The sequence below is a fragment of the Thermaerobacter nagasakiensis genome (genome assembly GCF_055396825.1).
In genome coordinates this window covers 614,921-626,936 of the sequence record NZ_AP043740.1, presented here as the reverse complement: position 1 = coordinate 626,936, position 12,016 = coordinate 614,921, and the positions used below count along the sequence as shown (strand labels likewise).

At 69.8% G+C, this 12,016-nt stretch carries 23 protein-coding genes; all 23 read right to left on the bottom strand.

Translation table 11 applies throughout. From position 1 onward, the window contains the following. Positions 1-11: 11 nt before the first annotated feature. Complete coding sequence (locus ACZ5T9_RS02770; protein ID WP_464833741.1) at positions 12-878, bottom strand: energy-coupling factor transporter ATPase; 867 nt, start codon at positions 876-878, stop codon at positions 12-14. 44 nt (positions 879-922) lie between these two features. Continuing rightward, positions 923-1,264 (bottom strand): 50S ribosomal protein L17, encoded by a 342-nt coding sequence (rplQ, locus tag ACZ5T9_RS02765; RefSeq protein ID WP_006902865.1) that lies wholly within the window; start codon positions 1,262-1,264, stop codon positions 923-925. Between the two features lie 49 nt (positions 1,265-1,313). After that, positions 1,314-2,261, bottom strand: coding sequence for a DNA-directed RNA polymerase subunit alpha (locus ACZ5T9_RS02760; protein WP_006902864.1), 948 nt, complete (start codon positions 2,259-2,261; stop codon positions 1,314-1,316). Positions 2,262-2,307: 46 nt separating this feature from the next. Continuing rightward, entirely contained in the window at positions 2,308-2,730 is a 423-nt protein-coding gene (gene rpsK, locus ACZ5T9_RS02755; protein WP_006902863.1) for a 30S ribosomal protein S11, read from the bottom strand. Positions 2,731-2,749: 19 nt separating this feature from the next. Further along, positions 2,750-3,130, bottom strand: a complete 381-nt coding sequence (gene rpsM / locus ACZ5T9_RS02750; protein WP_006902862.1) for a 30S ribosomal protein S13 — start codon at positions 3,128-3,130, stop codon at positions 2,750-2,752. 16 nt (positions 3,131-3,146) lie between these two features. Continuing rightward, the gene (gene rpmJ / locus ACZ5T9_RS02745; protein WP_006902861.1) at positions 3,147-3,260 is read right to left on the bottom strand and encodes a 50S ribosomal protein L36; all 114 of its coding nucleotides are present in this window, start codon (positions 3,258-3,260) and stop codon (positions 3,147-3,149) included. Positions 3,261-3,353: 93 nt separating this feature from the next. Further along, positions 3,354-3,578 carry a translation initiation factor IF-1 gene (gene infA, locus ACZ5T9_RS02740; RefSeq protein WP_006902860.1) on the bottom strand — a complete coding sequence of 75 codons (225 nt, stop codon included), beginning with the start codon at positions 3,576-3,578 and terminating at the stop codon, positions 3,354-3,356. A gap of 4 nt (positions 3,579-3,582) precedes the next feature. Next, positions 3,583-3,900 carry a KOW domain-containing RNA-binding protein gene (locus ACZ5T9_RS02735; RefSeq protein ID WP_006902859.1) on the bottom strand — a complete coding sequence of 106 codons (318 nt, stop codon included), beginning with the start codon at positions 3,898-3,900 and terminating at the stop codon, positions 3,583-3,585. A gap of 83 nt (positions 3,901-3,983) precedes the next feature. Beyond that, the gene (gene map / locus ACZ5T9_RS02730; protein ID WP_464833740.1) at positions 3,984-4,739 is read right to left on the bottom strand and encodes a type I methionyl aminopeptidase; all 756 of its coding nucleotides are present in this window, start codon (positions 4,737-4,739) and stop codon (positions 3,984-3,986) included. Then, positions 4,736-5,386, bottom strand: a complete 651-nt coding sequence (locus ACZ5T9_RS02725; RefSeq protein WP_464833739.1) for an adenylate kinase — start codon at positions 5,384-5,386, stop codon at positions 4,736-4,738. Before ACZ5T9_RS02725 ends, map begins: the two co-directional genes overlap by 4 nt. A 204-nt stretch (positions 5,387-5,590) precedes the next feature. After that, positions 5,591-6,859: a preprotein translocase subunit SecY gene (gene secY, locus ACZ5T9_RS02720; protein WP_464833738.1), complete on the bottom strand. Its 1,269-nt coding sequence runs from the start codon at positions 6,857-6,859 to the stop codon at positions 5,591-5,593. 1 nt (position 6,860) lies between these two features. After that, positions 6,861-7,307 carry a 50S ribosomal protein L15 gene (gene rplO / locus ACZ5T9_RS02715; protein ID WP_006902855.1) on the bottom strand — a complete coding sequence of 149 codons (447 nt, stop codon included), beginning with the start codon at positions 7,305-7,307 and terminating at the stop codon, positions 6,861-6,863. A gap of 91 nt (positions 7,308-7,398) precedes the next feature. Next, positions 7,399-7,908 carry a 30S ribosomal protein S5 gene (rpsE, locus tag ACZ5T9_RS02710; protein ID WP_006902853.1) on the bottom strand — a complete coding sequence of 170 codons (510 nt, stop codon included), beginning with the start codon at positions 7,906-7,908 and terminating at the stop codon, positions 7,399-7,401. Between the two features lie 28 nt (positions 7,909-7,936). Continuing rightward, positions 7,937-8,311, bottom strand: a complete 375-nt coding sequence (gene rplR, locus ACZ5T9_RS02705; RefSeq protein ID WP_040826147.1) for a 50S ribosomal protein L18 — start codon at positions 8,309-8,311, stop codon at positions 7,937-7,939. A gap of 89 nt (positions 8,312-8,400) precedes the next feature. Further along, positions 8,401-8,949 (bottom strand): 50S ribosomal protein L6, encoded by a 549-nt coding sequence (gene rplF, locus ACZ5T9_RS02700; protein WP_464833736.1) that lies wholly within the window; start codon positions 8,947-8,949, stop codon positions 8,401-8,403. A 39-nt stretch (positions 8,950-8,988) separates the two neighbouring features. Further along, entirely contained in the window at positions 8,989-9,387 is a 399-nt protein-coding gene (gene rpsH, locus ACZ5T9_RS02695; protein WP_006902849.1) for a 30S ribosomal protein S8, read from the bottom strand. A 33-nt stretch (positions 9,388-9,420) separates the two neighbouring features. Beyond that, positions 9,421-9,606, bottom strand: coding sequence for a type Z 30S ribosomal protein S14 (locus tag ACZ5T9_RS02690; RefSeq protein ID WP_006902848.1), 186 nt, complete (start codon positions 9,604-9,606; stop codon positions 9,421-9,423). Positions 9,607-9,618: 12 nt separating this feature from the next. After that, positions 9,619-10,170 (bottom strand): 50S ribosomal protein L5, encoded by a 552-nt coding sequence (gene rplE / locus ACZ5T9_RS02685; RefSeq protein WP_006902847.1) that lies wholly within the window; start codon positions 10,168-10,170, stop codon positions 9,619-9,621. A 103-nt stretch (positions 10,171-10,273) separates the two neighbouring features. Next, entirely contained in the window at positions 10,274-10,600 is a 327-nt protein-coding gene (gene rplX / locus ACZ5T9_RS02680) for a 50S ribosomal protein L24 (RefSeq protein WP_006902845.1), read from the bottom strand. 48 nt (positions 10,601-10,648) lie between these two features. After that, on the bottom strand, positions 10,649-11,017 hold the full coding sequence (gene rplN, locus ACZ5T9_RS02675) for a 50S ribosomal protein L14 (RefSeq protein ID WP_006902844.1): 369 nt from the start codon (positions 11,015-11,017) through the stop codon (positions 10,649-10,651). 33 nt (positions 11,018-11,050) lie between these two features. Next, positions 11,051-11,362 (bottom strand): 30S ribosomal protein S17, encoded by a 312-nt coding sequence (gene rpsQ / locus ACZ5T9_RS02670; RefSeq protein ID WP_006902843.1) that lies wholly within the window; start codon positions 11,360-11,362, stop codon positions 11,051-11,053. A gap of 8 nt (positions 11,363-11,370) precedes the next feature. Then, positions 11,371-11,592 (bottom strand): 50S ribosomal protein L29, encoded by a 222-nt coding sequence (gene rpmC, locus ACZ5T9_RS02665; RefSeq protein ID WP_006902842.1) that lies wholly within the window; start codon positions 11,590-11,592, stop codon positions 11,371-11,373. Then, the gene (gene rplP / locus ACZ5T9_RS02660; protein ID WP_006902841.1) at positions 11,582-12,013 is read right to left on the bottom strand and encodes a 50S ribosomal protein L16; all 432 of its coding nucleotides are present in this window, start codon (positions 12,011-12,013) and stop codon (positions 11,582-11,584) included. Before rplP ends, rpmC begins: the two co-directional genes overlap by 11 nt. Between the last annotated feature and the right edge of the window lie 3 nt (positions 12,014-12,016).

The window sequence follows — 12,016 nt, the reverse complement described above, 5'->3', positions numbered from 1 at the left end:
CCGCCCGCCCCTCAGAGCCTTTCCTGGGCCGCGGCCGGGGACAGGCCCAGGGCGGCCAGGAAGTCGTCCACGGTGATGATGCCCGGCGGCAAGCACCACCCGCGCCGGCGCAAGCGGGCGGCCAGCTGGCCCATGGGGGGCGGCACCAGGCCCAGCCGCTCCAGCCAGGCAGGCCGGCCGAAGAGTTCCCGGGGCGCGCCGGTCGCCACGATCCGGCCCCGGTCCATCACCGCCACCCGGCGGGCCCGGGCCGCTTCTTCGAGGAAGTGGGTGATGAGGACCACGCTGATCCCCTTCTCCCGGTGGAGCCGGCCCACGGTGTCCAGCACCTCCGCCCGGCCGGCGGGGTCCAGCATGGCCGTGGCTTCGTCCAGCACCAGGCAGGCGGGTTCCATGGCCAGCATGCCGGCCAGGGCCACCCTTTGCTTCTGCCCGCCGGACAGGCGGTGGGGCGGGTCGGCGCGCCGCTCCCACAGGCCGACCGCCTCCAGGGCGGCCCGCACCCGGCGCCGGATCTCCTCCCGGGGCAGGCCCAGGTTCTCGGGTCCGAAGGCCACGTCTTCCTCCACCGTGGGCGCCACCAGCTGGTTGTCCGGGTTCTGGAAGACCAGGCCCACCAGCCGCCGGATCTCCCAGCGGGCCTCGGGATCCGCCGTGGAATGGCCTGCCACCCGCACCTCGCCCCGGGTGGGCAGGATCAACCCGTTGAGCAGCCGGGCCAGGGTCGACTTCCCGGATCCGTTGGCGCCGACCACGGCCAAAAACTCACCCCGGCGCACCTCGAGGTCGATGCCCCGCAGGGCTTCGACGGCGTCGGGTTGGCCGGGGTGGTACACGTAACTGGCTTTCCGAACCTCGATCAGTGGTTCCCCCGTCACGGCGCCGGGCCCTCCACCGCCGCGCCGGGCCGGGCCACCGGGGCTCACACCAGCTCCAGAAGCGCCATGGGCGCGCCGTCGCCCCGGCGCGGCTCCAGCTTCAGGACGCGGGTGTAGCCGCCGGCCCGGTCGCTGTAGCGCGGTCCGATGACGTCAAACAGCTTCTTGACCACCTGCTTGTCGTAGAGCACTGCCAGCGCCTGGCGCCGGGCATGAAGGTCGCCGCGGCGGGCCAGGGTGATCAGGTGCTCGGCCAGCCGCTGGGCCTCCCGGGCCCGGGTTTCGGTGGTCTCGATGCGCTCGTGGATGAACAGCGACGTCACCAGGTTCCGGACCAGGGCCTGGCGCTGGTCCGTGGGCCGGTTCAACCGGGATTTGTGGGCCATGATCATTCCCTCCTGCTGCCTGCCCCCGGCCGGTCCCAGGGCCGGGCCGTCAGTCCTCAGGCTGCTTCAGCGACAGCCCCAGGGCAGCCAGCTTCTCCTCCACTTCCTCCAGCGACTTCTTGCCAAGGTTGCGCACCCGCATCATGTCCTCGGGGGTCTTCTCCACCAGCTCGCCGATGGTGTTGATGCCCGCCCGCTTCAGGCAGTTGTAGGAGCGCACCGACAGATCCAGCTCGTCGATGCTCATCTCCAGCAGCTTGGCGCGGGCATCGTCTTCCTTCTCGACGGCCGTCCCGGTGCCCCGCGCCTGGTCGGTCAGGGTGAGGAACAGGGCCAGGTGATCCGTCAGGATCTGGGCCGCCTGGCTGGCCGCCTCATCGGGCGCGATGGTGCCGTTGGTCCAGACCTCCAGGGTCAAACGGTCGTAATCCGTCACCTTCCCCACCCGGGTGTTCTCCACCTGGAAGTTCACCTTGCGGATGGGCGTGAAGATGGAATCGACGGGAATCACCCCGATGCTGCGGTCGGGGTCCTTGTTGCGGTCGGCCGGCACGTAACCGCGGCCCCTCTGCACCGTCATCTCCATGAAGAGCCGGCCGTCGGGTTCCAGCGTGGCGATCAGGTGATCGCCGTTGACGATCTCCACGTCCGGCGGCGTGATGATGTCGGCCGCCCGCACCTCCCCCTCGCCCTGGGCCTCGATGCGCAGGACCTGGGGTTCGTCGGTATACATCTTGATGGCCAGTTCCTTCAGGTTGAGGATGATCTCCGTCGTATCCTCGACCACGCCCGGCAGGGTGGAGAACTCGTGCAGCACCCCTTCGATGCGCACGCTGGTGACCGCCGCGCCGGGCAAGGACGAAAGCAGGACCCGGCGCAGGGCATTGCCGAGGGTAATGCCGTACCCGCGCTCCAGCGGCTCGACGACGAACCGGCCGTACGTCCCGTCGTCGCTGAGCTCCACCGTTTGGATGGTCGGCTTCTCCATCTCGCTCATGGCTCCGCCCCTCCTGTCGAGCCGCCGACAGCGGGCCTGCGCCGGATCAGACGCGGCGCCGCTTCGGCGGGCGGCACCCGTTGTGGGGGATGGGGGTGACGTCCTTGATGGCGGTCACTTCCAGGCCCGTGGCCTGCAGGGAGCGGATCGCCGCCTCGCGACCCGGACCAGGGCCCTTCACCCAAACCTCCACCTCGCGCATGCCGTGCTCCATGGCCTCGCGGGCCGCCTGCTCGGCGGCCAGCTGGGCCGCATAGGGCGTGCCCTTCTTCGACCCGGTGAAGCCGTTGGTGCCGCCCGACCCGAAGGCGATGGCGTTGCCCTGCAGGTCGGTGATGGTGACAATGGTGTTGTTGAAGGTCGACCGGATGTGGGCGATACCCCGCTCCACGTTCTTCCGGTCCTTGCGGCGCAGCCGGGTTGCCGCCCCCCGGCGGCCACCCCGGCGCGGTGCGCCCGGTCGTGCCATGGGCCAGCCTCCTTAACCCTTACTTCTTGCCCGGCCGCTTCTTGCCGGCCACCGTGCGGCGCGGTCCCTTGCGCGTCCGGGCGTTGGTCTTGGTGCGCTGCCCGCGCACCGGCAGGCCACGGCGGTGACGCAAGCCGCGGTAGCAGCCGATGTCCATCAGGCGCTTGATGTTGCGCTGGACCTCGCTGCGCAGCTCGCCCTCCACCTTGTAGTCCCGCTCGATGATGGCGCGCAGGCGGTTGATCTCGTCTTCCGTCAGATCCCGCACCCGGGTGTCGGGGTTCACCTGGGCTTTGGCCAGGATCTCCCGGCTGCGGGACAGGCCGATGCCATAAATATAAGGAAGCGCGTACTCGACGCGCTTGTCGCGCGGCAGGTCGACGCCTGCGATGCGGGCCATCCGAACACCTCCAGGCTTAACCCTGCACCTGCTTGTGCTTGGGGTTCTCGCAGATCACCCGCACCTTCCCCTTGCGGCGAATGATCTTGCACTTGTCGCAGATGCGCTTGACCGACGGACGGACCTTCATCGTAAAAGCCTCCTCGCAACTCCGCCCCGCCGGCGCGGGACGGAGCCGGCCCAGGCTGCGGTTCCCTTGCCTCACGGGTCGCGGCTGGCCGGATCAACTCCGGTGGCGGTAGGTAATGCGCCCCCGGGTGAGATCGTATGGAGACAATTCCAGGGTGACGCGGTCGCCGGGCAAAATACGGATGAAATGCATGCGGATCTTGCCCGAGACATGGGCCATGACTTTATGGCCATTATCCAATTCTACACGAAACATCCCGTTAGGCAAGGGCTCCACCACGGTCCCCTGGACCTCCACCACGTTCTCCTTGCGTGCCACGGCCTCACCCCCCTTGCACCTCCGGCTTCTGGTCCGCGCTGTCCTTCTCCCCGAAGTACTGGGCCACCAGGCCGCTTAGCGCCCGGCGGAGCTCGGCATTGCTGGGCCGCTGGCCGGCCTCCAGGCGCTGGCGGATCTCTTCCGCCCAGGCGTGATGGAACACCAGGTGGCGCACGTTCTTCCGCTTCGGCCGGTCCGCCGGGCGCAGGTCGCCGTCGGCCACCAGGACGAACCGGTCATCCAGGACGCCCACCACCAGGTACGGGCGCCCCTGGTCGCGCCCGGCGCGGGATGTGACCAGTTGCCCGATGGACTGGTGCACGAAGCCACCTCCGGCCACAATTTATAGTATGGCCAGGCCATTCCCTCAAGATTCCGGTCCTGGCCGCTATTGTCGGCTGTGGTTCAGAAGGCGCCGCCCGTCAGGACCTCCGGCCCGCCGGCGGTGATCAGCACCGTATGCTCGAAATGGGCGGACAGGCTGCCGTCGGCGGTGCGCACCGTCCAGCCGTCGGGGTCCGTCCGGACCGCATGGCCGCCGGCGTTGACCATGGGCTCGATGGCGATCACCAGGCCGGGCCGCAGGCGCAGGCCGGTGCCGGGCTGCCCGTAATTGGGCACCTGGGGATCTTCGTGCATGGCCCGCCCGATGCCGTGGCCCGCATAGTCCCGGACCACGGAGAAGCCCGCGGCCTCCACGTACTCCTGCACGGCATACCCGATGTCGCCCAGCCGGTTGCCGGCGCGGGCGGCGGCGATCCCCCGGGCCAGGGATTCCCGGGTCACCTCCAGCAGCCGCCGGGCTTCGGGGGAGACCTCGCCCACCGCGAAGGTGGCGGCCGAGTCGCCGTAGTAGCCATGGTACCGCGCGCCCACGTCGATGGAGACCAGGTCCCCTTCCCGGATCACCCGGTGGGGGCTGGGGATGCCGTGGACCACCTCGTCGTTGATGGACGTGCAGATGCTGGCCGGGAAGCCCTGATAGCCCTTGAAGGCCGGTTCCGCCCCCGCCTCCCGGATCAGGCGTTCGGCCAGCCGGTCCAGCTCTGCCGTGGTGATCCCCGGGCGCAGGGCAGCCGCCAGTTCCCGCAGGACGGCGGCCACGATCCGCCCAGCCTCCCGCATGTACCGGATCTCCCGCTCCGACTTGAGCTCGATCATGCGCCAACCCCCGTGATCCGGGCGATCTCCGCCTCTACCGCGTCGATGGGCCGGCCCGCGTCCACCGTGTGGAGAAGGCCGGCCTCCCGGTAGTAGCGGACCAGGGGTTCGGTCTGCTGGCGGTACACCGCCAGCCGCTGCTGCACCGTCTCCTCCCGGTCGTCGGAGCGCTGCACCAGCTCCGCACCGCAGCGATCGCAGCGCCCCTCCACCTGCGGCGGCTCGAAGCGGACGTGATAGGTGGCCCCACAAGCGGGGCAGACGCGCCGGCCGCTGAGGCGTTCCACCACCACCGCATCGGGCACGTCGAAGTACAGGACCCCGTCCAGGCGGGCACCCAGCCCTGCCAGCACCTCGTTGAGGCCTTCCGCCTGGGGCACGGTGCGCGGGAACCCGTCCAGCAGGAACCCCTTGCGGCAGTCGGGCTGCGCCAGCCGCTCCCGGACCAGGCCCAGGGTCACCTGGTCGGGCACCAGCTGGCCGGCCTCCATGTAGCGCTTGGCTTCCAGTCCCAGCGGCGTCCCTTCCCGCACCGCCGCGCGGAACATGTCCCCCGTGGCGATCTGGGGCACGCCGGCCCGCTGGGCCAGACGCGCCGCCTGGGTTCCCTTCCCCGCGCCAGGCGGACCGAGAAAGATCCAGCGCACGTTACCCCTCCCCACCAGGGCCCCTACCAGGCCCCACCGGCGACCCGCCGGGTTCCCCCCGCCGGGCGCCGGGCGTCCTGCTTCAGCCGGTCCCGGCCGGCTTCCAACCGGCCTCTCCTGCCCCAGCCACCGCTCCACCGGACTCGCCACCCGCCGCGCCCGGCAAGGACCGAGGCCCGGGCCGGTTCCACCGGCCGGCGGGCCTCAGCGCTTCATGAAGCCCTGGTACTGGCGCATCAGCAGGTGGGCTTCGATCTGCTTCATGGTCTCCAGGGCGACACCCACTACGATGAGCAGGGCCGTCCCGCCAAAGTATATGGAGGCGATGTTGGTCACGCCCCGCACCAGGAGGGGCAGGACGGAGATCAGCGCCAGGAACAGCGCCCCGAAGACGGTGATGCGGGTGACCACCCGGGCTAGGTACTCCGCCGTCGGCCGGCCCGGCCGCAGGCCGGGGATGTAGCCGCCGTACTTGCGCAGGTTGTCGGCGATGTCCTGGGGGTTGAACGTGATGGCCGTGTAGAAGAACGTGAAGCCCACGATCAACCAGAAGTACACAGCGGTGTTGAGCGGTGTCCCCCAGTCGAACCACCGCGCCAGGAACTGGGCCCAGCCTGCCCGCGGGAAGAACCCGGCTACCGTCAGGGGCAGTCCGACCAGCGAGGCGGCGAAGATCACCGGGATCACCCCGGCCTGGTTCACCCGGATGGGGATGTGGGTGCTCTGGCCGCCGTAGATGCGCCGTCCCACCACCCGCTTGGCGTACTGCACGGGGATCCGCCGCTGGCCCTCGGTCACCCAGACCACGGCCACGATGACCACCAGCCCCAGGACCACCAGCAGGAGGATCTGGAACAGGTTGACCGACCCGGCCCGCCACATCTCGGCCAGGGTGACCAGCCCGTGGGGCAGGCGCGAGACGATGCCCGCGAAAATCAGCAGGCTGATCCCGTTGCCGATGCCCTTTTCGGTGATCTGCTCACCCACCCACATCAAGAGGACGGTGCCGGCCGTCAGGGTGATGGCCACCACCGCCATGCCGGGCAGGCCCGGCCATTCCAGGGCCCCGGCCCGGTTGAGGTAGAAGGCGATGCCGCCGGCCTGCAGCAAGGCCATGACCACGGTGCCGTACCGGGTGAGCTGGGTGAGCTTACGGCGACCCTCCTCGCCCTCCTTGGCCAGTTCCTCCAGCCGGGGGATCACCACCGTCAGCAGCTGGACGATGATGGACGAGTTGATGTAGGGCGTGATGCTCATGGCGAACACCGAGACGGTGGCCAGGGCGCCGCCCGCGAACAGGTCCAGCAGCTGGAAGATCGAGCCCGTGGCGAAGAGCGGCGCCACCCGCTCGGCGATCACGCCCGGCGTGGGCACGTGGACCCCCAGCCGGAAGACCAGCAGCATGGCCAGGGTGAACAGGATTCGCCCCCGCAGGTCCTCGATCTTGACGGCCCGGCCCAGGTTGGCCAGCATTTCAGATCACCTCGGCCCGGCCGCCCGCCTGCTCGATCTTGGCGCGGGCCGACGCGCTGAACTTGTGGGCCCGCACCGTGAGGGCCACCTTGAGCTCGCCGTCCCCCAGGATCTTGATGCCGTCCCGGGCATCCTTGACGATGCCCCGCTCCTGCAACAGCTCCGGGGTGACCTCGGTGCCCGGCTCGAACCGGTTGAGCGTCTCCACGTTCACCACGGCGTATTCCTTCTTGAAGGGCGCGTTGGTGAAGCCCCGCTTGGGAATGCGCCGCTGCAGGGGCATCTGGCCGCCTTCGAAGCCTGGCCCCTTGGCGCCGCCCGACCGGGCCTTCTGGCCCTTGGTCCCGCGGCCCGCCGTCTTCCCATGGCCCGAACCGATCCCGCGGCCCACCCGCTTGGGGCGGCGCCGGGCTCCCGGTGCGGGCCTCAGCTCATGCAATCCCGCCATGCTTCCAACCCCCGTCGTCCGGACTCGAAGCCGGCCCGCGCCGGCCGGACGAACCGGCGCGGATCGCGGGTGAACCCCGGCTGCGCAAGCCTCAGCCGATCAGCTGCTCGACGGGCTTGCCCCGCAGCCGGGCCACTTCCTCGGCGCTGCGCAGGGACTTGAGACCTTCCATGGTGGCGTACACCACGTTGGCCGGGTTGCTGGAGCCCAGGGACTTGGTCAGCACATCGCGAATCCCCGCCAGCTCCAGCACCGCCCGCACGGCGCCGCCGGCGATGACCCCCGTGCCCGGCGCCGCCGGCTTCATCAGCACCCGCCCGGCGCCGAACTCGCCCACCACGGGATGCGGGATGGTGGTGCCGACCCGGGGCACTTCGATCATGCTCTTCTTCGCCTTCTGGACCGCCTTGCGGATGGCGTCGGGGATCTCCGCCGCCTTGCCCATGCCGACGCCCACCCGGCCGTTGCCGTCACCGACCACCACCAGGGCGCTGAAGTTGAAGCGCCGGCCACCCTTGACCACCTTGGCCACGCGGTTGATGGCGACCAGCCGCTCCTGCAGCTCGTCCCCGTCCTGCTGCCGCCTGCGATGACGCGCCACGCCGTCCCCTCCTTTCCCTGCCGGGGCCTTAGAAGTCCAGACCCGCTTCCCTGGCGGCCTCCGCCAGGGCCTTGACCCGGCCGTGATACTTGTAGCCGCCGCGATCGAAGACCACCTTGCTGATCCCCCGGGCCAGGGCCCGCTGGGCGATGGCCCTCCCGACCACCTTGGCCGCCTCCACGTTGCCGCCGTAGCCTCCCACCGCTTCGCGGAGCTCCGGTTCCACCGTCGAAGCGGCGACCAGGGTGACGCCCGCTTCGTCGTCGATCACCTGGGCGTAGATGTGCTTCAGGCTCCGGAAGACGTTGAGGCGCGGGCGCTCGGCCGTTCCGAGGACCTTCTTGCGGACCCGCCGGTGCCGGCGGTCGCGGGCTTCCTCGCGCGTCTTGGGCTTCCGCGCCATTTCGGACACCCCGTTCCTTCAATTGCTGAGCCTCGTCGGCGTGAGCCTGCTGAATCTCGTCTGCACGGGCCCTTGGTGCCTCGACCGCGTTACTTGCCGGTCTTCGCCGGCCGCAGGGCCACCCGCTCGTCGGTGTACCGGATGCCCCGGGGCCCGTCGGCGTAGCGGAACCGGCTGAGGGGCCGCTTGGCCCGGATGGTGGCCGCCACGTTGCCCACCAGTTCCTTGTCGATGCCCCGGACCACCACGGTGTTGGCCGCCGGGACGTCGATCTCGATGCCCTCCGGCGGCGTGTACTCCACCGGGTGCGAGTAGCCCAGGCTCATCACCAGCTTCCGCCCCTGCTTGGTGGCGCGGTAGCCGGTCCCCTCCAGGGTGAGGGAACGCTCGTACCCCTGGGTCACGCCGGTCACCATGTTGGCCAGCAGGGTGCGGAAGAGGCCGTGCAGTGCCCGGCGCTCCCGCTCGTCGTCCCGGCGGCGCACCTCCACCGCGCCGTCTTCGATCACCACGTCCAGGCCGGCGGGGATGGTGCGCTCCAGCTCACCCTTGGGGCCCTTGACCCGCACCACGTTCCCCTGGACGGTCACCTGGACCCCCTGGGGAATGGGGATGGGCTTCTTGCCAACCCGCGACACGCAATCCACCTCCCGCTGCCAGATTCCCGCGCCGGGCCCTTACCAGATGTAGCACAGCACCTCGCCGCCGACGCCCTCCGCCCGGGCTTGCTTGTCGGTCATGATGCCCCGGGAGGTGGAGAGCACCGCGATGCCGAGCCCGCCCAGCACCCGCGGGATCTGGTCCTTGCGGGCATAGATCCGCCGCCCGGGCCGGGAGATGCGCTTGAGCCCCTGGATGACCCGCTTCTTGCCCGGGCCGTACTTGAGGAAGATGCGGATCACGCCCTGCTTGCCGTCATCGATCCACTGGTAGTCGTGGATGAACCCTTCCTGCTTCAAGATGTCCGCGATGGCTCGCTTGATCTTGGACCCCGGCACGTCGACCCGCTCATGCCCCACGGTGTACGCGTTGCGGATCCGCGCCAGCATATCCGCGATGGGGTCGGTCATGGTCATGGGCAGAACCCCCTTTCCCGCTACGCCGGGAGCTCACCAGCTGGCCTTCTTCACGCCCGGGATCTCGCCGCGGTGGGCCAGCTGCCGGAAGCAGTGCCGGCACAGGCCGAAGCGCCGCATGTAGCCGCGGGGCCGGCCGCAGATCCGGCAGCGGTTGCGCCGGCGCACTTCAAACTTGGGCTCGCGGCTGGCCTTGACGATCAGCGCCTTGCGCGCCATGAAGCCACCTCCTCACTGGCGGAATGGCAGGCCCAGCAGGCGCAGCAGCTCCCGCGCCTCCTCGTCGGTCTTGGCCGTGGTCACGATGGTCACGTCCATGCCCCGGACCTTCTCGATGTCGTCGTAATCGATCTCGGGGAAGATCAGCTGCTCCCGCAGCCCCAGGGAATAGTTCCCGCGCCCGTCGAAGCTGTCGGGCGAGAGGCCGCGGAAGTCGCGCACCCGGGGCAGCGCCAAAAAGATCAGCCGGGTCAGGAAGTCCCACATCCGCTGCTTGCGCAGGGTCACCTTGCAGCCGATGGGCATGCCCGCCCGCACCTTGAAGGCGGAGATCGACTTCTTGGCCCGGGTCACCATGGGCCGCTGCCCCGTGATCAGGGCCAGTTCCTTCACCGCCGAATCCAGCAGCTTCGGGTTCTGGATGGCGTCCCCCACGCCCATGTTGATGACGACCTTCTCGATGCGGGGGACCTCCATGATGCTCTTGTACCCGAAGCGCTGCATCAGCGCCGGGACGACTTCCTTCTCGTACTTTTCCTTCAGGTTGGTCACCACGGTGGCCATGGTCGTACCCTCCCGTGCCGGCGCCGCGCCGGTCCCTGCCGGCCGTTCGCGCCGGCCTCGCTGCTGCCCTTGCGGACGAACCCGGCCGGTCCGGGGCAGGGCCTCAGCGGTCGATGACCTCGCCGCACTTCTTGCAGGCCCGGACCCGGCGGCCGTCGTCCAGCTGCTTCTTGGCCACGCGGGTGGGCTGGCCGCACCGGGGGCAGACCAGCATCACGTTGGAACGGTGGATGGGCGCCTCGCGCTCGATGATGCCGCTCTGCACCACCCCGGGCCGCGGCCGCTGGTGGCGCTTGACGATGTTGACGCCCTCCACCACCACCCGCTCCTCGGCGGGCAGGGCCCGCAGCACCTTGCCCTTCTTGCCGGCGTCCTTGCCGGCGATGACCAGGACCGTATCGCCCTTGCGAATGGTCATCTTGCGCGCCATGGGGGACCCCCTTTCCGCGCGGCTCCCCTCCCGGGCACGCCCGCCGGATCACAGTACCTCGGGCGCCAGGGAGATGATGCGCATGAACTGCTTATCCCGCAGCTCCCGGGCCACGGGGCCGAAGATGCGGGTTCCCCGCGGCTCGTGGGCGTCCCGCAGGATCACCGCCGCATTGTCGTCGAAGCGGATGTGGGTGCCGTCCTCCCGGCGCAGGCCGTGGCGGGTGCGCACCACCACCGCCCGCACCACGTCACCCTTCTTGACCACGCCCCCGGGCGTCGCGGCCTTGACCGATGCCACCACCACGTCGCCGATGTTGCCGTACCGCCGCGCGGAACCGCCCAGGACGCGAATCACCATCAGCTCTTTGGCGCCGGTGTTGTCGGCGACGACCAGGCGCGACTGCGGCTGGATCATCCGTCACCCCTCCTTGCCGGCGCGGCCAGCGGCTCAGGCCGGAGGCTGCTCTTCTTCCGGCAGGTCCTCCGCGGCCAGGGCCGCCAGCTGCGGCCGATCCAGGATCTCCACCACCCGCCACCGCTTGTGGCGGCTCAGGGGGCGGGTCTCCATGATCCGCACCTTGTCGCCCACCCGGCATTCGTTGTTCTCGTCGTGGGCCATGAACTTCTTGGTGCGGCGAATGCGCTTCCCGTAGAGCGGGTGGGGCACCAGCGACTCTACCGCCACCACCACGGTCTTGTCCATCTTGTCGCTGACCACCACGCCGACCCGCGTCTTGCGCTTGCCCCGTTCCTGGGCCATCGACCGGATTACCTCCCTTCGCTACCGGTGCCCCGCAGGGCAGCCAGCTCCCGCTGCCGCTGGATGGTCTGAACCCGGGCGATGTCCCGCCGCACCTGGCGCAGGCGCATGGGGTTGTCGAGCTGGCCGGTGGCGGCCTGGAACCGCAGGTTGAACAGCTCTTCCTTGAGGTCGCGGAGCTTCTTGTTCAGCTCCTCGTCGGACAGTTCCCGCAGCTCCTTAGCCTTCATGGGCCTCACCACCCACCGCGCGGGCGACGAACTTGGTCTTGATGGGCAGCTTGTGGGACGCCAGCCGCATGGCCTCCCGGGCCGTCTCTTCCGGCACGCCGGCGATCTCGAAAAGGACGCGGCCGGGCTTCACCACCGCCACCCAGTACTCCGGGCTGCCCTTGCCGCTACCCATGCGGGTTTCGGCGGGCTTCTTGGTCACGGGCTTGTCGGGAAAGATCTTGATCCACACCTTGCCACCGCGGCGGATGTAACGGGTCATGGCCACGCGGGCCGCCTCGATCTGCCGGTCGGTGATCCAGCCCCGCTCCAGGGCCTGCAAACCGTACTCGCCGAAGGTCACGGTGTTGCCCCGCTGGGCCACACCCCGCATCCGGCCGCGGTGCTGCTTGCGCCACTTGACGCGCTTGGGCATCAACATGGC

Coding starts and splice junctions, on each gene's coding strand:
- secY (WP_464833738.1), bottom strand. CDS start 6,859: ATGCTGGCCAACCTGGGCCGGGCCGTCAAGATCGAGGACCTGCGGGGG.
- ACZ5T9_RS02690 (WP_006902848.1), bottom strand. CDS start 9,606: ATGGCGCGCAAGGCGCTGATCGTCAAGGCCAGCCGCGAGCCCAAGTTT.
- rpmC (WP_006902842.1), bottom strand. CDS start 11,592: ATGAAGGCTAAGGAGCTGCGGGAACTGTCCGACGAGGAGCTGAACAAG.
- rpmJ (WP_006902861.1), bottom strand. CDS start 3,260: ATGAAGGTCCGTCCGTCGGTCAAGCGCATCTGCGACAAGTGCAAGATC.
- rplN (WP_006902844.1), bottom strand. CDS start 11,017: ATGATCCAGCCGCAGTCGCGCCTGGTCGTCGCCGACAACACCGGCGCC.
- rplO (WP_006902855.1), bottom strand. CDS start 7,307: ATGGCGGGATTGCATGAGCTGAGGCCCGCACCGGGAGCCCGGCGCCGC.
- rplR (WP_040826147.1), bottom strand. CDS start 8,311: ATGGCGCGGAAGCCCAAGACGCGCGAGGAAGCCCGCGACCGCCGGCAC.
- rpsM (WP_006902862.1), bottom strand. CDS start 3,130: ATGGCCCGCATCGCAGGCGTCGACCTGCCGCGCGACAAGCGCGTCGAG.
- map (WP_464833740.1), bottom strand. CDS start 4,739: ATGATCGAGCTCAAGTCGGAGCGGGAGATCCGGTACATGCGGGAGGCT.
- rplX (WP_006902845.1), bottom strand. CDS start 10,600: ATGGCGCGCAAGATGACCATTCGCAAGGGCGATACGGTCCTGGTCATC.
- rpsQ (WP_006902843.1), bottom strand. CDS start 11,362: ATGGCCCAGGAACGGGGCAAGCGCAAGACGCGGGTCGGCGTGGTGGTC.
- ACZ5T9_RS02760 (WP_006902864.1), bottom strand. CDS start 2,261: ATGAGCGAGATGGAGAAGCCGACCATCCAAACGGTGGAGCTCAGCGAC.
- rplQ (WP_006902865.1), bottom strand. CDS start 1,264: ATGGCCCACAAATCCCGGTTGAACCGGCCCACGGACCAGCGCCAGGCC.
- rplE (WP_006902847.1), bottom strand. CDS start 10,170: ATGGCCACCGTGGTGACCAACCTGAAGGAAAAGTACGAGAAGGAAGTC.
- rplP (WP_006902841.1), bottom strand. CDS start 12,013: ATGTTGATGCCCAAGCGCGTCAAGTGGCGCAAGCAGCACCGCGGCCGG.
- rpsH (WP_006902849.1), bottom strand. CDS start 9,387: ATGACCATGACCGACCCCATCGCGGATATGCTGGCGCGGATCCGCAAC.
- rpsK (WP_006902863.1), bottom strand. CDS start 2,730: ATGGCACGACCGGGCGCACCGCGCCGGGGTGGCCGCCGGGGGGCGGCA.